The organism is Rheinheimera sp. UJ51, assembly GCF_020819615.1.
Taxonomy (GTDB): Bacteria; Pseudomonadota; Gammaproteobacteria; order Enterobacterales; family Alteromonadaceae; genus Alishewanella; species Alishewanella maricola.
The window spans coordinates 209567-229373 of record NZ_JAJHOG010000003.1 but is presented as its reverse complement, the minus strand read 5'-3'; the positions used below and the strand labels follow the sequence as shown (position 1 = coordinate 229373).

Here is a 19807-nt window from a genome sequence, read left to right as displayed (position 1 = left end):
GAGTTATCCAACGTGATCGACATTTCTGCAGAACAACTAGGCTTTGGCATCGCGGCGATAAGCTATTTAATCTTTGCGTTATTGATATTAACTACTAAAAGTAACTCGGTTCAGCGTGGCTTATTGTTTGCTTTTAGCGTCGTTAGTGTGGTGTGGGCGGGTTATTATGCGTGGTCATTGCAACTACCCTACGTTAATTCCGGCTCTTACCTTGTAGAAAATAGTCGCAATCTGCTGTTATCACTGTTCTTAATTGCCGCACTTAAACATCACGGAGATTGGCAAAACTTTTTTTTCAATAAATCGGTTATCGCTACTCTACTCGGCTTTGTACTGTGGACGGCCGTTGGCTTAAACCACTGGATGAGTCAGCATCTTATTTATGTGGGTAATTTACTTATTGCTATATTGCAACTGGCTATTTTAGAAGCGATTTACCGTAAAACGAATGTGCAACAACGCTGGCAGTTTAAACCCCTGCTGATCGCCTTAGCGGTATGCATACTGTTTGATTTTGTATTGCTTGCGGAATCGGCGTTATTTGCCCGAATAGACTCACACCTTTGGCAAGCTCGTGGCTTTATTTTTACGTTGATGATCCCGTTTTTAGTTATCGCTATTCGGCGCATCGAGGCATGGGGCATTAATGTCTATATTTCACGAGATATTGTTTTACAAAGCACTTTAGTGATGGCCGCAGGGGTCTACCTGCTGTTACTGGCCATTACAGGCTTTTATTTGCGCTACATTGGCGGTAGTTGGTCTGAGTTACTGCAAACCAGTTTTATTGTGCTCGGTTTTGCTTTGATGCTACTGCTGGTGTTATCTGGCACTATCCGCAGGCGCTTAAAAGTATTTATTGAAAAACATTTTTTTGCCAATAGTTTCGATTATCGTGAAAAGTGGTTGGCACTAACCAGTGGCTTAAAACAGATCGATATTAGCCATGTCGATCGCCATCAAAAAATTCTCCAAGTATGGTTACAAAGCATTAATTACGGCCAAGGTGCCATTGTGCAATATCGACCGCAAGGTGAGTTAAAAATGCTCGCACTGCATGGCCGCGCAACGTTAACTGAAGCTGAGATAACATTACTTCAGCGTTATCAAAGTCAGTACGCCAACCAAAACTGGCAGATTGATTTAACCGAGCCGCAAGGGGCATTAACAGCTGATTTATCGAAAGATCAATTAAAACTGCAATTGCTGTTGCCTATTCGCACTAAAGCAGGCCTTTGGGGCGTATGTATTATGCAGGCAGGTAACGAGCAAAAGCTGCAATTAAACTGGGAGCTGCGAGATTATCTGTCTGTGGTATCGGAGCAAATTGCTACCCTGCTGTTACTGATGCAGCACAGTGATAAACTGAGCGAAAATGCTCAGTTTATTGCCTTTAGCCGCATGTCAGCTTTTGTAGTGCACGATTTAAAAAACGTAAAGGCACAGTTAGATTTAACCTTACGCAATGCCCAAAAGCACCGGCACAACCCTGAATTTATTGATGATACCTTCAGCACCTTAGAATCTATGCAACAACGCTTAGATAATATGCTGTTGCAACTGACCACTAAGCAATCAAAAGAACGACCGCAGCGCAGCTTCTCGGTAGCAGAAATAATCAGCCAAGTTATTGAGCAACGCTGTGCGGTAAAATCACCACAACCAGAGTTGATTGTTCGGCAAGATTGTCAGCTAATGTTAGACCAACACCGCTTTGCGAATGTAATGTTTCACTTATTAGATAATGCCCAGCATGCCACACCGTCTACCGGAAGCATAAAGGTGTATATGCAAACAACATCGACCGATTTGTTACTGAATATTTGCGATACTGGCTGTGGTATGAGCGCTGATTTTATTGAACATCGGTTGTTTAAACCTTTTGACACGACAAAAGGCAATGCAGGCATGGGCATTGGCGTGTACGATGCACAAGTCTTTATTGAGCAAGCGGGTGGTTCAATTAAAGTCAGTAGCACCGTAGGTGAAGGAACTACTTTTAGTATCCATCTTCCTTTACAATCAGAAATATCCGAAGAAGAAACCACTTACCTCTTAGCACAAGGAACGTTATAGCCATGAACACTGTATTGGTAATTGAAGACGATCTCGGTATCCAAAAACAATTAAAGTGGAGCCTAAGTGATTACGAATTGGTTTTTGCTGGTGATCGGCAACAAGCCATGACACACCTTAGACGCTACGAGCCCTCGGTTGTTACCCTTGATTTAGGCTTACCGCCCGATCCGACCAATGCCACTGAAGGCTTGGCGTGTTTGTCTGAGATTTTAAGCAGCGCACCGGATACCAAGGTGATTGTGTTAACCGGTAGTACCGATAATAGCCATGCGTTACAAGCTATTGCCCTGGGCGCCTATGATTACTATCAAAAACCGATTGATGCCGATGTGCTTAATATCATTTTACAACGCGCCTTTAAGCTTACTGAGCTAGAACAAGAAAACAAAGCGCTAAAAAACAACTCGCAGCAACAGACGGATATTTTAGGCAACAGCGACGCCATGATCAAAGCTTGCCGTGTGGTTGAAAAAATAGCCCCCACTGAAATTACCACGCTGCTACTGGGTGAAAGCGGCACCGGTAAAGAAGTGTTTGCACGCGCCATACATAAGCAAAGCCCTCGCGCCGATAAACCCTTTATTGCCATTAACTGTGCCTCTATTCCAGAAAACCTGTTAGAAAGCGAACTGTTTGGCTATGAAAAAGGCGCTTTTACCGGCGCAGCTAAAACCACGCTTGGTAAAATTGAATGTGCTAACGGCGGTACCTTGCTGCTGGATGAAATTGGCGATATGCCTTTAAGCTTACAAGCTAAAATGCTGCGTTTTTTGCAAGAGCGGGTAATTGAACGTGTTGGTGGCCGCAGTGAAATTGAAGTGGATGTAAGGGTTATTTGTGCTACGCACCGCGATTTACAAGAGATGGTCAGCCAACAAACCTTCCGCGAAGATCTCTTTTATCGAGTGAGTGAAATCATCCTGCGCATCCCACCACTGCGTAGCCGTGGTCACGATATTATTTTAATTGCTAAAGCGTTATTGCAGCGCTTTAATGAAGAATACCATTCTAATGTGCAAGGCTTTTCTGAGCAGGCAACCAAGGCCATGCTATCGCATAGTTGGCCTGGCAATATTCGTGAATTGCAGAACAAAGTGAAGTCTGCAGTGATCATGGCAGAGTCAAAGCAAATTGATGCCGAAGATTTAGGCTTAGTGGCCCCTAATGGCAAAATTAAGATGCAAACTTTACGGCAAATGCGTGAAGAAGTTGAAACTCAAGCGATCCGCCAAGCCCATATGATGACCGAAGGTAACTTATCTAAGGCTGCCGATCTATTAGGTATTACTCGCCCCACACTGTATTCCTTAATTGAAAAGTATAAAATGTACGATTTACGCAGCACGGATACAGAAACTTAAAACAGTACCTCTTTTTTGTGGCTCAAGTTTTCAACCGTTGCGTTATGTGTAGTGACACCGTAATAAAAAATCCCCCGCAGTCATTAAGGCTTCGGGGGATTTTTTTGGGTAGCTCGGTAATCAAACCCGATTTCAACCCATTTCACGTATTAACTAAAGAAATGCCACCAACCTAACCAAGCTGCTCCGGCTAAGCACAGCAACAGTATCGGTAAACGCCATGGGCTGCGTTTTTCTGCATAGGGATCATTCAAGCTGCGTTTCGCGCCAGCGGGGAGTTTCGCGACACCCGTTAAGGCTGCACCAAAGGGTACATTGATTTTCGCGCGGGTGTTCACCGCCCAGCCGTTAGCATCCAGTAGTGGCCCCACATTACGCCGACGCAATGTTAGATAGGCCAAAATCATCGATGGTGTTGAAATCAGTAACATCACAGCCGCCAACACTATCGGCACTTGCCACCATACTAACGAGAACAAACCGGCAACCACCGCAGCTAAAGCGGTACCTAAAGCGCCTAAGGCTAAACCGATAGCCGCAAAGATACCGGCAAACTTCGCAATATCAAAGCTACTGGCCACCGCAGTAGGTGAAGCAGCGCTGCTATTGGTTTTGCTTTCGATATCTTTATCACGCGAGGCAGCAAATTTTTGCACTTGCGATTCAATAAAAGCCGCCATACGGCGATACGGCGACCAAAACGCTTGCGGAATACTGACCGGTTGCGCCACCACCTTGGTGACACTGGCACGCCAATCTCGGCCCTGGCGATCATAGAAAATACCGTTACGGCCTGGCACCATGAGTTCATCAACGTCACCGTTAGTCAGTGCCGCAACAATATTGATGGGTTTTTCACCTTGGCGCACACAGGTGCAGTACACCAAATAACAGCCGCTAAAAGGTGCCATAGAGGCATGTCGCGCTGGATCGGCTACGCGCATAACTAATTCACAGCTACGTTGATCCAAGTAAAGCGTACCCGCTTGGAAAATCGCTTTTGAATCGCCGTGATAAAAATCGCTAAAAGTCACGAAGTTGCGCAGTAAGGTCACGAGGTTTTGTTGATAACGCGTTAGCTTTTCCAGCGCTAATAGGTTATCGGCAAAGGTACTCGCGGCTAAATCATCGGCGATGAGTTGTTCTAATTGCGCTTTAAAATCACTGGCTAGTAGTTCGTTAATGCGATCTAAACCTAAGTCATGCACCGCAGTAGCCGGGCGCGCGGCTTGCCAATTACGCCAAGCCGCCAGTTGAGCGGATACCTTGCGCCAATCGGCGTGGTTTAATTCAGCGTAATCGTCACCTAACAAAGGTTGTAATACGCTGCTGGTTAACGCAGCAATTTGTGTTTGCCATGCGGGGTTAATGCCATCTACTAAAGGTAAAGCCCGATCTGCTGCAATTTCAGATAAGGGTAATGAAGCAATATCACTGTCTTGCTCGGCAATAACCCGATTGGCTAGGCCGTCGTACATAGACGTTAACGGGTTTAAATTATCACGGGCACGGCCATCAAAGGCGGCAAGTTGGCAACGCACAAAGTAGTCGTCAATTTTCGCTTGCACTTGCTCAAATACCGCAACGGCCGCCGCGGTGTTTTCTGCTAGCGGGCACAGTAAACCTTGTTCATTGGCATAGGCCGCATGCCAGTCTTGCACGGCTTGTAGCTGTGCCCAAAAGCTGGTGACGGTATCCTGTGTTACGCCCATGCCACCACTGCGATCGGCCACGCCACCTTGTGTATTGATGATCTCAGCAATACATTGTTGTAGTGCTGCATCAGGCGTTAACTCTGGCATGATGACACCGTCACCATTGTAGTGATTGGGTGAAAACAATTGGCTGGTGTTGGTTAAGTCCGTAACCTGAATCGGCTGGTCTGCCGGGATTTGCAAATAGGCCATGACTTTTTCGGCGGCATGATAAATGCCCTCGCCTTCAGCATCCGCTTTAGAAATGCTGGCGAGCGGTAAACCAGGCTGAGCAAACATAACACTGGCATCAGTTAATCGCTGACAACTCCAGCTTACTGCGCTAAGAATTTCAGGCACACGAATCTGGCCATCGCCATCATTGTCCATCAGCGCCAAAGTGCGCTCATCAAACTCTAAGCCCGTAGTCGGGCAATTCAGTACGGTCCAAAGTTTTGGATTAAGTTCGCCTAAGTGAAGTAAATCGGCGGCGGTTTCAATGGAGACTTGGTCAAAGCCGCCTGAGCGGAAAAAACGCCATTGATGTGAAGTGGTGGTGTTAGTCAAAATACCTTTCCTTGTATAGATAATATGCATAAAAAAGCATAAGTGACTCTGCTTGTTTTTGCTAATAAAAAAACAGCCTTGCTCTAATAAAGTATTTCAGCATTTATATCATAAGCATTTTTGTGCAGTATTTAAGCACTTCATCACTTTGCCAAACAGCAAAACTACTATATTATGCGCCACCTTTTCTTGCCGAGGCGGCGATCAATGATTTCGTCCAATGCGCTCTACACAGATTTATCGGCCTATTACGATGTGCTTTGTGCCGATATTAATTATCAACAGCAAAGCCAAGCTATCGCGCGGATTGCCGGGTTATTTGGTAATGGTGGCAAGCAGCATGTGGATTTGGCCTGTGGCACCGCGCCGCACATTTGGCATTTGCTGCAACAGGGTTATCAGTGTACCGGGTTAGATTTGAATCAGCCAATGCTCGATCTGGCGGCTATTCGTTGCCCAGATGCGCAGTTTATGCAACAAGATCTGTGTCACTTTCAGCTGGCCGAGCCAGTCGATTTGATCACTTGTTTACTTTACTCCATTCATTACAGCGCCAGCCTAGCCGGTTTACAAAGCTGCTTACGTCACGTAAGCCAAGCATTACGCCCTGGCGGTGTGTTTTGTTTTAATGCGGTTGATAAAGATCGCATAAGCAATCAATTATCCGCTTCACATAGCAGTGAGTATCAGCAAAGTCGTTTTACCTTTGCCTCGTCGTGGTATTACTCTGGGCAAGGTGAGCAACAAGCCCTTAATTTACAGATCAGCCGAGAAACCGAAGGGCACACCGAGCAATGGCAAGACAGCCATACCATGGTGGCCGTGAGTTTTACTGAATTACTGGCGCTGCTTGCACCTTATTTTGAAGTGCATGTGTTAGAGCATGATTATCAACGCATCCAACCCTGGGACACGCAAAGCGGTAATGCGCTGTTTGTGTGTGTGAAGCGCTAAAACGGTCGAAACGGTCTTACAAACGTCAACAAGCCCTAGTCAAAACCTGCTACATTAATCACCTTAATGTTTTTTAGGAATACCGCCATGCAAGTGGTGATTTTAGCGGATGGCGCCGCCGTAGCTGACTATGGCGCCAAGCTGTTTAAACAGCAGATAACCAAAAAACCTAACTCAGTGTTAGGTTTAGCTACCGGCTCGACACCGTTGGCATTATATCAACGCCTCATTGCGGCTTATCAGGCTGCAGAATTATCCTTTGCTCAGGTTAAAACCTTCAACCTAGATGAATACCTCGGTTTAGCGCCCGAACACCCGCAAAGTTATCGTGCTTTTATGCAGCAACAGTTGTTTGCGCATATCGATATAAACCCTGAACATACGCATGTGCCGCTGGGCGCAGCGGCGGATCCTTGGCAAGCCTGCATGGATTATGAGCAGCTTATTCTGTCGGCAGGCGGTATTGATGTGCAGTTATTAGGGCTGGGCCGTAATGGTCATATTGGCTTTAATGAACCGACGTCCTCATTACAGTCGCGCACTCGAATTAAAACGTTAACCGCACAAACCATTGCCGACAATGCGCGTTTTTTTAAAGCAAACGAGTATCAACCGCATTTGTCGATCACGATGGGTATTGGCACGATTTTAGAAGCAAAGAAGATTATGCTACTTGCCACTGGCAGTGCGAAAGCGCCAGCCGTGCAGGCTTTAGTTGAGGGGCCGCTGAGTGCAGTTTGCCCCGCTTCCGCCTTACAACTCCACCCACAAGCCATTATTGTGGTTGATGAAGCAGCGGCCTCAGCGCTACAGCACCAAGCATTTTATCGGCATATAGCCAAAGAAACCGCGGCGTTATATCAGCGATTTCAGCGACAGCCTTAATGGCCAGCATCCGTTAACCGGCGGCCCACTGTCGCCACTTATGGCCTTTAAAGGCATAAAATAAGATAAACACATAACAAGGCAGTAATAACCAATACGCTTGTTGGTTACTGCCACTTTGCTCCGCCAAGTAACCATAAGTTAACGGCAACACCGCCCCACCCGCGATGCCCATAATCAATAGCGCTGAGCCTGTCGCCGTTAATTTACCTAAACCTTCTAAAGCCAGAGGCCACACGGCTGGCCAGACTAACGCATTGGCTAAACCTAACAAGGCTAAAAACATTACTGAGTCAGGCACGGTGGCAAAACCTAACCAGCCAATCAGCACGCTCGATAACCACTGGCTATCAGTTGAAGCAAAGATCACCCCCAAACTAAAGCCAATTCCGCTTAATGCTGAGATTTGTAAAGCGCGAGCTTGACTTAACCAGCGTGGGATCAATACCACGCCTAGCACATAGCCCAGCACCATAAAACTCATGGTATAAGACGTTAACACACCGAAATGCCCAACCGCTAAATGCTTACCATAAAGTGCAATGGTATCACCGGCAATCACCTCTACCCCGACATAACAAAACAATGCCAGCACCCCAAATACCAACTGTGGCTTAGCCAATACTGCACGTAAATGATTGCTGTCGCGCTGAGTCGCGGTCTCGCTGGCGGGTAATTCAGGTAAGGGGGCAAAACCGATAAAGAACGCTAATAGCAGTAATGCGCCCGTCATATAAAGATAAGGCAGCACTAAGCGCTCTGATAACGTAGCCAATTGCACTTGCTGTTCTACCTCAGACAATTTAGCCAAGGCTTCGGCAGAGAACTGATCGATATTACTCAGCACCATAGAGGCAAACACAAAGGGCACAATAATACCGGCGGCCTTGTTAACAATACCCATAATACTGATGCGCATAGCGGCACTTTCACGTGGGCCAATACAAACGATATAAGGGTTTGTTGCCGTTTGTAAAATGGTTAAGCCGGTACCCAGGGTAAATAACGCGAATAAAAATAACGGATACCAGGCGCTTTGTGCCGCAGGAATAAATAATAAAGCGCCAACGGCCATAATCAGTAAGCCCGCCAACATACTCTTTTTATAACCCAATAGATTTAATAAAAATGACATGGGTAAGGCCATTACCGTGTAGGCAATATAAAAAGCGGTGGTAACAAAAAAGGCTTGAAACTCGTTTAGCTGACAAATAATTTGTAAAAAGGGGATCAGCGCACCATTAAGCCAGGTGACAAAACCAAACACAAAGAACAAGATGCCGATAATCAACATTGGGCCTAGCGTTGAAACGGTCGAGGGTGCGCGCAAAGACTTATCCATCATATTTCCTGCCAGCTGTATAAAGGTTAGTTTTTAGTTTTTAGTTTTTAGTTTTTAGTTTTTAGTTTTTAGTTTTTAGTTTTTAGTTTTTAAATAATGAGCCTGCCCCGCGATCCAGCAGCCTTCTACCTCTAAATCGTCATTCAGTAAGGTGAAATCGGCCCGATAACCTGGCAGCAAATGACCATATTGCTGCTCGATCCCCAGCGCTTGCGCCGGATAAAGCGACGCCATGCGCAGCGCTTCATCCAATGCCACACCCAATGTTGTCACGGCATAACGCACCGCCGATGCCATATCTAATACGGAACCGGCTAACGCGCCCGCTTCATTGGTCAGCTTATTGCCTTCGCGGCGCACTACACCGTCAAAAAAAGCAAATTCTCTTTCGGTCGTGCCCACCGGCGACATCGCATCGGTGACTAACACCACTTTACCCATCGGCTTGGCTAATAACGCCAGTTTTGCGGCAATGGCATCGATATGTAAGCCGTCGAGAATAATGCCACACCAACTATCGGCATCCGTTAGTGCTACGCCCACCATACCTGGTTGGCGCGAAGTAAAGGCTGACATCGCATTGTATAAATGGGTAAAGCCATTGGCCCCGGCTTGCAGTGCCTGTTGCACCGTGGCGGCATCGGCATTAGAATGGCCGAGCCAAACATGGCTACCGCTGGCTTTTAATGCTTGAATTTGTTCTGGAGAGACATTTTCAGGAGCCACGGTGAGTAAACGACATCCTAAATCTGAACGCTGATAAAGCGCCAGCTCAGCGGCCGTTAAAGCACGAATATGTTGCTGCGGATGCACGCCTTTTTTCGGCACCGATAAATGAGGCCCTTCAAAATGGACGCCCAAAATGCCGGCTTGTTGCTGGCTTAGCGCGGCAGCAATGGTCGTAGCGGCCTGTTGCATCACGTTTAAACTGTCGGTGATCACCGTCGGTAGCATAGCGGTAGTACCAAACTGAGCATGCGCTTGTACCATGGTGTGCAAAGTTTCGCTGGTAGGCGCGGTATTAAATAAAGCGCCGCCACCGCCGTTAACCTGCAAATCGATAAAGCCTGGCACTAACATCCCGGCTAACACCTGACCACTCGCCGCTTGGATCTGACTGATCCGCCCCTGCGCTAACAGCACTTCTACATTATGATGCCAATTTGCACCGTCGAATAATTGAGCCACCGCTACGCGCTGCATTGTGCTTCCTTTTGACTGAGAGTTTGCGGCATCAAGGTTAAATTAGGCCTCTAGCACAAGCTGATAGCGCAAAATAACGCTGTGTTAGCCACAGTGCAATGGCTTTTTTGTGAAGTATAACAAAACACAAAAGCAGCTTGACCTTTGTGGTTGCGGTATGGCCCGTTTATCTTGGTTTAAGACACAAACAAATAAATGATATTTAGTTATTAATTGCCACTCGACCCGCATGGGCAAAACCCGCTACGCAACGACGCTGCGGCGCTAGGATAAATAAATCGCCATTTTGCCCAAGCAATTGTTGGCGCACTCCCGCGAGCTTCGCCACTTGGGCATTTGCTTGCATATGCGCGGCTTCACCGTGCACCGGCACGGCAATCTCGGGTTGTACATAACGATAGAGGAGATCCAGCTCACCTTGGTTGGGATGCCCAGATACATGGATGGGCAATAAGGTATCGGCTTGTTGTAACACCTGCACTTTTTTGGCTTTTAATTTATCGACCATTCGAGAAATCAGCATTTCATTACCGGGGATCAGCATAGCGCTGAAAATCACCAAATCATCAGGCTCTAATAATAATTGCCGATGCCGATCTTCTGCTAACTTAGTTAAAGCGGCTTTAGGCTCGCCTTGACTGCCGGTCGCTACCACCAGCACTTCTTCGGGCGGTAAAAAGCCCACATGCTCGTTGGCAATCAGTGGAATATCTTCTGGCCAAAAGCCACATTGCCGCGCCGCGCCCACCATGTTCTCCATGGCACGGCCAAATAGCGCCAAATAACGGCCGCTTTGCTTGGCGATGCGCCCTAAGCTGATTAAACGGCCGATATTACTGCTAAAACCGGTCACCACCACTCGGCGTTTAAACGGTTGGATCACCGTTAATAAGGCTTGGTAACAGGCCGTTTCAGATAACGAAAAACCACTTTTTAAGGCATTGGTTGAATCACACACCATGGCAGTAATGCCCTGCTTGGCTAAGCGTTTAAACACTTGCGGTTTAAAGGCTCGGCCTAAAATCGGTGCCGCATCCATTTTCCAATCGGCGGTATGAAACACTTTACCGGCGGCAGTGGTGATCAGCAGTGCCTGCGGCTCTGGAATAGAATGGGTGATATTCAGCCAATTAACCACAAAAGGCCCACAATGACAGGTGCCGCCGGGCGGTATTTCAATAATGGGCATATCTGCTGATAAACCCGAGCGAGCAATTTTGCGGCGTAAAATCTCTGCGGCAAAGGGCGTGCAATACACGGGCGCTTGCAAGCGTGGCCACAAATACGGCAAGGCACCAATATGATCTTCATGCGCATGCGTAATAATAATGGCGCAAAGGCGTTCGCGCTGCTGACTAATAAAGGCAGGATCAGCAGCCTGCACTTCAGCGGTTAATGTTTGCGTGGTAGGCTGCAGCGGGTTGTAAAAAGTTACACCACAATCGACCATCAACCATTGACCGTCATGACCGTATAAATTCAGGTTCATGCCAATTTCACCACAGCCACCCAGTGGTAAAAACCATAATTCTTTGGCGCTGGGTAACCGCTCTGCCACTGCTGCGTGCGTCAAAATAGCCTCGTGTAAAATTGCTTAGCGCTAAAGTGCTCACTAGTATCACTTTTTTTGCTTTAGCTGCTGTAAAAGCCTAATCATAAAGCATTAGGTACGTCAAATATACGAAAATGGCTCGCTTTCATGGGTATCGCTGTTAAATCCCGTTAATTTTTTACCTTTCAGTATTAAATGATCCTACTTGGGTGCTGTCTTAATAAAGTCTTAAGGTTCGGCATTTAAATTGGTCACAGTTTGCTTTACTAAGGCCACCTTATGACTCAGTTCGCTGCGCTTAACGCTTTGCCCCGCCCTTTTTTTGGCGATTGTTTGGCGCTGCAAAGCAGTAAATTGACACTGCATACAAGGCACAGCGCCGATCGCGCTGAGATAGAACAGTTTATTCAACAGCAATTTCGACAGCACCATCAAGCCGACATCAATTTTTTTATGCCGGTGCTACTAAGCTTGCACTGCGCCGGGCAATTAACCGCCGTGGTGGGTTTAACTGCCGCCGCGTCGCAACCCTTGTTTTTAGAGCAATATTTACCGGCACCGATTGAACAGGTATTAAGTGCTCAACAGCAAATTGAGATACCACGCCAACATATTTTAGAAGTGGGTAATTTGGTCGCCAGTCGCAGTGGCAGCAGTTTGTTATTGATGGTGGTGTTAAGTGAACTGATCGCTGCATCGCCTTACCAATGGATCGCCTTTACCGCGACCCGTGAAGTGCAGTCCTTATTGAGTAAATTGCATTATCAACCGCTGGCTTTGGCCCCCGCCGATGTGAGCAAATTAGCCGACAACCCCACAGGCTGGGGCCGCTATTATCAAAAACAACCTACCGTTATGGCAGGGCATGCGTTGCCGGCGATAGCCAGTGCGCAACAACTGACCCGCTATCAGCTGATCAAACGGCTATTTTCCGAGCAAATTACACAGATCAGTACCGAACTTAACCTATTGGAGCACTCTTATGCTTAATACCGTGCCCGTGTCGCATGCTCAGTTGCTGCAATTTGCCGATCGCATCGCTTTAGACGATGGCGAACAGCAACTCAGTTATCATGAGTTGGCTTTGCAAGTATCGATCCTCAGTGCGTGGCTAGTCGCCTCGCCGTATCAACGCATTGCGATCAGTGGTGATAACAGTATCGCCTGGGTCATTGCCGATCTGGCATTGGCACAAGCGAATAAAATTGCCATCCCTGTACCGGTGTTTTTCTCTGCTCAGCAGCAACAATTTATGTTGGCTGAAGCCGGTGTTGAATTATTACTGCAAACACAAGCCACTGAACAAAGTCAGCCAACGGTTATTGACGGCTTATGGGCAAAGCGCCTTAACCCAGTCGAACATCATGCTGCCAGCATGCCGATCAGCAGTGGCAAAATTACTTTTACCTCGGGCACTACCTCAACCCCGAAGGGCGTATGCTTAAGCTGGCAACAACAAGCCGCCACCTGCGATGGCTTACAACAGGCTTTAGCCGAGCAGTTTAGCGCTGCGCCTCAGCTGCATTATTGCTTATTGCCGTTGGCCACTTTATTAGAAAACGTTGCAGGCGTGTATTTGCCGCTGCGTTTAGGGCAGCGTGTTTTAATGCTTAGCGCCGCTAAAACCGGCCTGGCTGGCAGCTCGGGTTTAGATTTGCCGACCTTTATTGCCAGCTTATTGCAATATCGGCCAGCCAGTTTGATTTTAACGCCGCAGCTGTTACAAGCGTTACTGCTGATCTGCCGGCAGCATCCTGAGCTAAGCCGCACCTTTCGCTTTATCGCCGTAGGCGGTGCGCATTGTGCCAAAGCTTTGTTAACTCAGGCGGCAGCGCTGAAGTTACCAATTTTTCAAGGTTATGGTTTATCGGAAGCGGGCTCTGTGGTCGCGTTAAATTTACCGCAGCAACAACGTCAAAACAGTGCGGGTAAACCCCTGCCCCATGTTGCTGTGCGTGTGCGTCAGCACCATATTGAAGTGAATGGCCAGCTTTTTAGTGGTTACCTTGGTGAGATGCCACGCGATCCAGAGGCGTGGTTAGATACCGGCGATCTGGGTTATCTGGATGAAGACGGCTATTTGGTGATCCAAGGGCGCAGCAAACATCTGCTGATCAGCAGTTATGGTCGAAATATTTCGCCAGAATGGCTCGAAGCCGAATTACAAAGTTGCCCCGCCATTGCTCAGGCGATGGTGCTAGGAGATGCCAAGCCTTGGTTAAGTGTGGTGCTGACACTTCGCGCCAATGCCAGCAAACAGACTTTACAACAGCAATTAAGCCAACTTAATACGCAATTACCTGATTATGCGCGCCTGCGAACGGTATTGGTGATAAACACCCCATTTACCCAAGCGAATCAGCAATTAACCGCCAATGGCCGACTGCGCCGCCAGCCGATTATTGAGCAGTATCAAGCCGCTATTGAGCAGCTATATCAGCAACAACCCGATCCGCTTATTCCCACTATTATGGCAGTCGCTGCCAAAGAGGAGTTAACTTATGAGTTTTTTTAACACACTAATGGCACAAACCAGCAATGAGCGGCAATACCTGTTATCCGCACCGCTGATCCAGCGCTGTTTAGCGGCTCAAAGCTTTAATTTGGCTGAATATCAGGCGTTTTTAACCGAAGCCTACCACCACGTTAAGCATACTGTGCCCTTGTTGATGGCCGTTGGCAGCAGACTGCGTAGCGACCAAGAATATTATCGCGAAGCCATTGCCGAATATATTGAGGAAGAATTAGGCCATCAAGAGTGGGTGTTAAACGATGTTGCCGCCTGTGGTGTGGACAAAGAAAGCGTACGACATGGCCAGCCCCGCCTAGCAACCGAGTTAATGGTGGCTTATGCCTACGACACCGTGCTGCGCAAAAATCCGTTAGCGTTTTTCGGTATGGTATTAGTACTTGAGGGCACCAGTGTTAATTTGGCCACACAAGCAGCAGACATTATTCAAAAGCAATTGGGCTTACCGAATAAAGCCTTTAGTTATCTGCGTTCACACGGCAGCTTGGATATTGAACATCTGACGTTTTTTGAAAAATTAATGGATACCATTACCGATAGCGCTGATCAAGCTGCCATCATTCATGCTGCAAAAGTATTTTATCAGTTATATGGCAATATCTTTCGCAGTATCGAAAACGCGCCATCGCAGCAGGAGGCCGCATGACATTGCAGGCTAAAGCCGTCTTATTAACCGGTGCCAGTGGCGGGATTGGTCAGGCTTTAGCACAACAACTGGACCAAGCGGGAGCAACACTCTGGCTAACCGGTAGAAACGCAGCGGCACTTCAGGCCTTAGCCGCTAAACTCAGTCGGCCAGCGCATATTGTCATCGCTGATCTTACCAGTAGCGCCGGTCGACAGCACCTGCTAGAGCGCTTAGGCACAGAGCCATTAGATGCCGTGGTGTTTGCTGCCGGCACTAACCACTTTGCTTTACTGGGCGATCAAAGTGCAGAGCAGCTAAGCCAGCTAATTAATACCAATTTACTGGCGCCAATGCAGCTAACACAAAGCTTATTGCCGCGATTAAGTGCCGATGCGCGCTTACTGTATATTGGCTCAAGCTTAGGCGCCATCGGTTATCCCGGTTTTGCCGCCTATGGTGCCAGTAAGGCGGGCCTGCGCAGTTTTGCTCAAGCACTCCGCCGTGAGTGGGCCGATAGCCCACGTCAAATTTGTCATATCGCGCCTCGCGCCACCCAAACCGAGATGAACAGCGCGGCGATGCAGCAAATGAATCAGCAATTAAAGGTCAAGGCCGATAGCCCAGAGTGGGTTGCCAGCCAAGTCCTGCGGCAACTGCAAGCGAAACACATGCACGATCAAGATTTAGGTTATCCAGAAAAACTGTTTATCCGCATCAATGCTGTATTGCCGGGGGTGGTCGATAACGCCATTATCGGTCAATTACCGGTGATTAAACGCTTTGCAAAAGAAAACGTCAGCCAAGCGCTGACCAAAGGAGAGGCTTTATGAACACTTATCAAACTTTACTCGTGAATACCTTGTTAAGCAGCGCCTTGTTATTCAGCGCGACCAGTAACGCCATTGAATTACCACAGCTGCAACAGCGTTGGGCCGAGATTAAATATCAACAAACCGGTAAGCAGCAAGAAAGCGCTTATCAGGCGTTATTAACTGAAGCCAGCGCTGCCCGTGCCGAACACGCCAATGATGCGAATTATCTTATTTGGGAAGGGATTATTCGCTCAACCTATGCCGGTGCCGTGGGCGGTTTATCTGCACTCAGTGAAGTGAAAGCGGCGCGCAGCTTGTTTGAACAAGCGATTGAGCTGGATGCCAATGCCTTAGATGGCTCGGCTTATACCAGCTTAGGCTCATTGTATTATCAAGTGCCTGGCTGGCCCGTTGGCTTTGGTAGCGATAAGAAAGCCCGTGAATATTTACTCAAAGGCCTAGCGGTTAACCCTAACGGTATTGATGCTAACTATTTTTACGGTGATTTTTTACTGCAACAAAAAGACTATCAAGCCGCCATAGCGGCCTTTGAAAAAGCGCTGGCCGCACCGGATAGACCGGGTCGTGAGCAAGCCGATCTCGGCCGTCGCCAAGAAATAAAGCAAGCCTTAAGCCTCGCGCAACAAAAAAAGGCTAAATAACACGCCAAGCGTTTTATAGTGTGTTTCATTCGCCAATATAAAAACGGCAAGCACGGGTTCTTGCTTGTAGCGAGACCTCGTTAAGCCTATCTTAAGTGAATAATATGAATGTCTTGGCAGAATTAGCCAGCAGCAGGAGCAAGCCGATGCGTTTGTTATTAGTCGAAGATGATAAATTATTAGCGCAAGGTATTGTCACGGCGCTAAGCAAAGCCGGTTATCAATTGGAACACTGCCAAACCGGTAACCAGGCATTACAAGCGATTAATCATAGCGAATTTGACTTAATTATTCTCGATTTAGGCTTACCCGATGGCTTTTCTAAAACCGTTTTAGATAAATTACGCTCACAAAAGCATACCTTACCGGTACTGGTGCTGACCGCCTTAGACCAGCTAGAAACCAAACTGAGTTTACTCAATGCCGGGGCTGATGATTATATGATTAAGCCCTTTGATGTGCGTGAGCTAGAAGCGCGGATCCGTGTGCTGATGCGTCGGCAAAGCACGCGGCGACACGATGTACTGACGGTAGGGAAAGTATCGTTAGATTTAGCCAATCATAGCTGCGACTTTGCCGGGCAAGCGGTTAACTTAACGCGCCGCGAGTTTTTGTTATTACAAGATTTTTTGCAGCATAAAGATCAAATTTTAACGCGCCAGCATCTAGAAGAGCTCAGTGTCGGTTGGGATGGTGATAACGAAAGTAACGCCATTGAAGTGCATATTCATAACTTACGCAAAAAACTGCAGCCAGAGCTGATTAAAACCGTACGTGGTGTCGGTTATTTATTACCAAGCAATTTATCTGAGTGATGTAACCCTCTTAATTAACGCATGAAACGGCCTAACCCACATCAGGGTTAGGCCGTGTTTGCTTTCGTTAACGGTTCACTTAGCTTTGCAGCGCCTTGCTGATCATCAGATCGATTAAGGCTTTTTGTGCTTTTGCGGCATCATCCGCGCTGCGCGGTAACTTGCTGGCCTGAATGTTATTCAACTGCAACAAGGCGGCCGCTTTCGCCAGATTGTCATAGTCGCTTGGTTTTTCTAAACCGGCAGCGGCAATCAGCCGTTTCACATATTCCACTTGCAGGTTATGACTTACCGAAGTGGCTTTACGTGGGTCAACGAAGATGCTGTCGGTCAGATCTTTCATAAAGCGCGTTAAGCTGTATTCATTACCATAAAGTGCTGAGTCAGAAATACGCTGTAACACGGCTTTGTGCAGGATGTGATCCAGCACCGATTTTTGCATGCCTAAGATCATCTCATGCGCTTTAGGATCTAAGTTACGACCGCTGTGCGTGAAGCCCCGACGTTGCTGTAATAACTGGCTGTATAACGGCTGCATTACCGCTAATACATCCGGCGCAAACACTTTTTCGCTCAGTAACTTCATGGCCGCTTGTTGCTGCGCTAATGGCACTGGTGTTAAAGGCTGCTTGTCGGTAGGGGCACCTGCGACATTACGCTCAACATAAACCCCACCAATTTGCCGCGACACCACACCGGCTTGGCTGCGGTATTGGCCAAACAGCATGTTCGCTGAAGTGAGTAAACGCTGGTAAGACTCACCGTCTTCTACTGCCGTATCAGTCAGTTCTGACATCAGTTTTTCAATCAGCGCCATGCGATCAGCGGCGTATACCACCGGCTGCGATGACATATCGCCAATCATTACGCGTGGATCAATGTGTCGCCCTGGCGTGCGCATATCATCCGCATCGTTACCAAAGGCTAAGGCAGGCTCTACCGAGCGCGCTAAAATTTTATCTAAACGCGCTTGCTCTGCTGCAGGATCACTTAACGCGGCGCTGTAGCCAAACTCAATGGCCCAATCATCATAAGGGCCGGGTTTTACTTGGAAGAAGTCGCCTTGTGCCATACCAATGGGCGCAACATTGATTGGCGTGTAGTCCATCACCGAGCCGGTTAAAATACCTTGGGTTTTGCTCTTGTCATGCACTTCTTTGGCATTCCACAAGTTAGAAGCGCGCATGTTGTGGTTTAACCCCAGTGTATGGCCTACTTCGTGCAAAATTAACTCCATTAGGCCTTGGCGCATAATGTCGTTTTGGTCAATGTCTAAACCATTGCCTAAACTGGCCGCCATAACAAAACCTTCTTGTAATTGATGACCAGCAGAGCAAAATAAGCCATCGCTATGCTCGTGTGCGTCATTAGCACTTAGCTCACTAGCACGACCTTCGGTAAACAGCTTGTCGAAGATCCAACGGTTCTTCATAAACACGTATTCAAGCATGATGTCGGCGCCTAAGATCTCGCCCGTTAACGGGTTAGCTAACGACGGGCCATAACCGCCAAAAGGTGGCTGTGGTGACGAGGTCCAACGTAATACGTTGTAGTTAATATCACCCGCATCCCAATCGGCATCATCCGGTTGTATACGCACTTCAATGGCGTTTTTAATCCCGGCTTTTTCAAAAGCACTGTTCCATGCTAATACACCGTCTCTGACGGTGTCGCGCCACTCTACAGGTGTGGTGTTCTCAATCCACCAAACGATCGGTTTAACAGGCTCAGATACCGCCGCTGACGGATCTTTTTTCTGCAGATCCCAACGATGGATCACATCCCGAAACGGCGCCCAATCTTCTGACGTCATATTGTCTGCTTGGGTGGTGAAATAACCAATGCGCGCGTCGTCATAACGCGGCACAAAGTTATTCTCAGGTAAGGCAATAAAAGAATGTTGGAACTTGATAGAAACAGAGCGCGGATCGCTTAAGGCATTGCTGCCACGAACGCCCGGGTTGCCGTCGGCAAACACATAATCTACGACGACATCAAGGTTATTTGGGTAAGGACGATGCTGCACGATACGTGATTTTTTATCGTCTAATTTGCCTAGGCTGAAACGTTTTTTGGCGTTGGGATCGTTCGGGTTAGCCCACGGCGACACTTTGGTTAAGTCTTCGCTTAAAAACAGCTTGTCGGCTTTGACTAAAAACTTATCTTGCTGTTGCTTTTCAATTTTCAGCGTAGCTAATACGGCTTCACTAATATTGGCATCCGCCGCGCGCGCTAAGGCACTGTTAGGATCAAAGTAAAAGCGTGGTGTTTTGCTGATCACATCAATGCGATCAAAGTAACGACGAAATTCAATCAGCTTAGTACCCCGATACGAGCCACGGAAGTGCCCTGCATCGGTCACGCCATCTAACGTTTTCGCGAAATATAAAAAAGGTTTGTCGAGTTGCGCTTCCGTGATCATCATTAAATGCTCACCGGTTTTTTCATCAACATACAGCGTAAATAAACCGTTTATCGCGGTTTTGTTGGCAATCATGCTGCTATAGGTTTGTTCTTTTTTTTCGGCAGCAGCAGGCTTGGCATCTTGGGCGGCAATCGGCGCGGCCAATAAGGCCAGCGATACCGCAAGCGAGAGAATGGATTTATTCATTAAGTAGTCTCTTATCTTTTTAGTTAATGTATTCATGACCAGGTTGCAAAAGTAACAACCTGTGTAAACTGGCCGTAGCCATGCGTTCAGTCAAGATTGATCAGACTGACAT

The 19807-nt window shown here is 47.5% G+C and carries 15 protein-coding genes; 10 read left to right on the top strand and 5 right to left on the bottom strand.

From position 1 onward, the window contains the following. Positions 1-12: 12 nt before the first annotated feature. Positions 13-2076 (top strand): XrtA/PEP-CTERM system histidine kinase PrsK, encoded by a 2064-nt coding sequence (prsK, locus tag LMJ53_RS05075; RefSeq protein WP_229585094.1) that lies wholly within the window; start codon positions 13-15, stop codon positions 2074-2076. 2 nt (positions 2077-2078) lie between these two features. Beyond that, positions 2079-3440 (top strand): PEP-CTERM-box response regulator transcription factor, encoded by a 1362-nt coding sequence (gene prsR, locus LMJ53_RS05070; RefSeq protein ID WP_229585093.1) that lies wholly within the window; start codon positions 2079-2081, stop codon positions 3438-3440. 149 nt (positions 3441-3589) lie between these two features. Here the strand turns inward: prsR and LMJ53_RS05065 are convergent, their stop codons facing one another. Continuing rightward, on the bottom strand, positions 3590-5701 hold the full coding sequence (locus LMJ53_RS05065) for a hypothetical protein (RefSeq protein WP_229585092.1): 2112 nt from the start codon (positions 5699-5701) through the stop codon (positions 3590-3592). Positions 5702-5908: 207 nt separating this feature from the next. On the opposite strand from LMJ53_RS05065, the gene LMJ53_RS05060 reads away from it, so the two are divergent. Both LMJ53_RS05060 and nagB read left to right on the top strand, forming a co-directional pair. Then, positions 5909-6655 (top strand): class I SAM-dependent DNA methyltransferase, encoded by a 747-nt coding sequence (locus LMJ53_RS05060; RefSeq protein ID WP_267867445.1) that lies wholly within the window; start codon positions 5909-5911, stop codon positions 6653-6655. Positions 6656-6742: 87 nt separating this feature from the next. After that, positions 6743-7540, top strand: coding sequence for a glucosamine-6-phosphate deaminase (gene nagB / locus LMJ53_RS05055; protein WP_229585091.1), 798 nt, complete (start codon positions 6743-6745; stop codon positions 7538-7540). 13 nt (positions 7541-7553) lie between these two features. Here nagB and LMJ53_RS05050 read toward each other — a convergent pair whose 3' ends face one another. The 3 genes from LMJ53_RS05050 to LMJ53_RS05040 all read right to left on the bottom strand — a co-directional run bounded on the left by LMJ53_RS05050 (position 7554) and on the right by LMJ53_RS05040 (position 11658). Beyond that, positions 7554-8882 (bottom strand): sugar MFS transporter, encoded by a 1329-nt coding sequence (locus LMJ53_RS05050; protein ID WP_229585090.1) that lies wholly within the window; start codon positions 8880-8882, stop codon positions 7554-7556. 75 nt (positions 8883-8957) lie between these two features. Continuing rightward, a complete protein-coding gene (gene nagA, locus LMJ53_RS05045) occupies positions 8958-10085 on the bottom strand; it encodes an N-acetylglucosamine-6-phosphate deacetylase (RefSeq protein WP_229585089.1) in 1128 nt (375 codons plus the stop codon). A gap of 202 nt (positions 10086-10287) precedes the next feature. Further along, a complete protein-coding gene (locus tag LMJ53_RS05040; protein ID WP_229585088.1) occupies positions 10288-11658 on the bottom strand; it encodes a ribonuclease J in 1371 nt (456 codons plus the stop codon). A 258-nt stretch (positions 11659-11916) separates the two neighbouring features. On the opposite strand from LMJ53_RS05040, the gene LMJ53_RS05035 reads away from it, so the two are divergent. From LMJ53_RS05035 to LMJ53_RS05010, 6 genes are all read left to right on the top strand, one after another. Next, positions 11917-12627 (top strand): thermostable hemolysin, encoded by a 711-nt coding sequence (locus tag LMJ53_RS05035; RefSeq protein ID WP_229585087.1) that lies wholly within the window; start codon positions 11917-11919, stop codon positions 12625-12627. After that, a complete protein-coding gene (locus LMJ53_RS05030) occupies positions 12620-14152 on the top strand; it encodes an AMP-binding protein (RefSeq protein ID WP_229585086.1) in 1533 nt (510 codons plus the stop codon). Before LMJ53_RS05035 ends, LMJ53_RS05030 begins: the two co-directional genes overlap by 8 nt. Then, a complete protein-coding gene (locus LMJ53_RS05025) occupies positions 14139-14813 on the top strand; it encodes a TenA family transcriptional regulator (RefSeq protein WP_229585085.1) in 675 nt (224 codons plus the stop codon). Before LMJ53_RS05030 ends, LMJ53_RS05025 begins: the two co-directional genes overlap by 14 nt. Next, on the top strand, positions 14810-15625 hold the full coding sequence (locus tag LMJ53_RS05020) for an SDR family oxidoreductase (protein ID WP_229585084.1): 816 nt from the start codon (positions 14810-14812) through the stop codon (positions 15623-15625). Before LMJ53_RS05025 ends, LMJ53_RS05020 begins: the two co-directional genes overlap by 4 nt. Then, positions 15622-16269 carry a tetratricopeptide repeat protein gene (locus LMJ53_RS05015; protein WP_229585083.1) on the top strand — a complete coding sequence of 216 codons (648 nt, stop codon included), beginning with the start codon at positions 15622-15624 and terminating at the stop codon, positions 16267-16269. The genes LMJ53_RS05020 and LMJ53_RS05015 overlap by 4 nt, the downstream gene beginning before the upstream one ends. 146 nt (positions 16270-16415) lie before the next feature. Then, positions 16416-17084, top strand: a complete 669-nt coding sequence (locus LMJ53_RS05010) for a response regulator transcription factor (RefSeq protein ID WP_229585082.1) — start codon at positions 16416-16418, stop codon at positions 17082-17084. A gap of 79 nt (positions 17085-17163) precedes the next feature. Here LMJ53_RS05010 and LMJ53_RS05005 read toward each other — a convergent pair whose 3' ends face one another. Next, a complete protein-coding gene (locus LMJ53_RS05005; protein ID WP_229585081.1) occupies positions 17164-19695 on the bottom strand; it encodes a zinc-dependent metalloprotease in 2532 nt (843 codons plus the stop codon). Positions 19696-19807 lie beyond the last annotated feature (112 nt).

Coding starts and splice junctions, on each gene's coding strand:
- LMJ53_RS05015 (WP_229585083.1), top strand. CDS start 15,622: ATGAACACTTATCAAACTTTACTCGTGAATACCTTGTTAAGCAGCGCC.
- LMJ53_RS05010 (WP_229585082.1), top strand. CDS start 16,416: ATGCGTTTGTTATTAGTCGAAGATGATAAATTATTAGCGCAAGGTATT.
- LMJ53_RS05030 (WP_229585086.1), top strand. CDS start 12,620: ATGCTTAATACCGTGCCCGTGTCGCATGCTCAGTTGCTGCAATTTGCC.
- LMJ53_RS05050 (WP_229585090.1), bottom strand. CDS start 8,882: ATGGATAAGTCTTTGCGCGCACCCTCGACCGTTTCAACGCTAGGCCCA.
- nagA (WP_229585089.1), bottom strand. CDS start 10,085: ATGCAGCGCGTAGCGGTGGCTCAATTATTCGACGGTGCAAATTGGCAT.
- LMJ53_RS05035 (WP_229585087.1), top strand. CDS start 11,917: ATGACTCAGTTCGCTGCGCTTAACGCTTTGCCCCGCCCTTTTTTTGGC.
- LMJ53_RS05020 (WP_229585084.1), top strand. CDS start 14,810: ATGACATTGCAGGCTAAAGCCGTCTTATTAACCGGTGCCAGTGGCGGG.
- prsR (WP_229585093.1), top strand. CDS start 2,079: ATGAACACTGTATTGGTAATTGAAGACGATCTCGGTATCCAAAAACAA.
- LMJ53_RS05060 (WP_267867445.1), top strand. CDS start 5,909: ATGATTTCGTCCAATGCGCTCTACACAGATTTATCGGCCTATTACGAT.
- nagB (WP_229585091.1), top strand. CDS start 6,743: ATGCAAGTGGTGATTTTAGCGGATGGCGCCGCCGTAGCTGACTATGGC.
- LMJ53_RS05005 (WP_229585081.1), bottom strand. CDS start 19,695: ATGAATAAATCCATTCTCTCGCTTGCGGTATCGCTGGCCTTATTGGCC.
- LMJ53_RS05025 (WP_229585085.1), top strand. CDS start 14,139: ATGAGTTTTTTTAACACACTAATGGCACAAACCAGCAATGAGCGGCAA.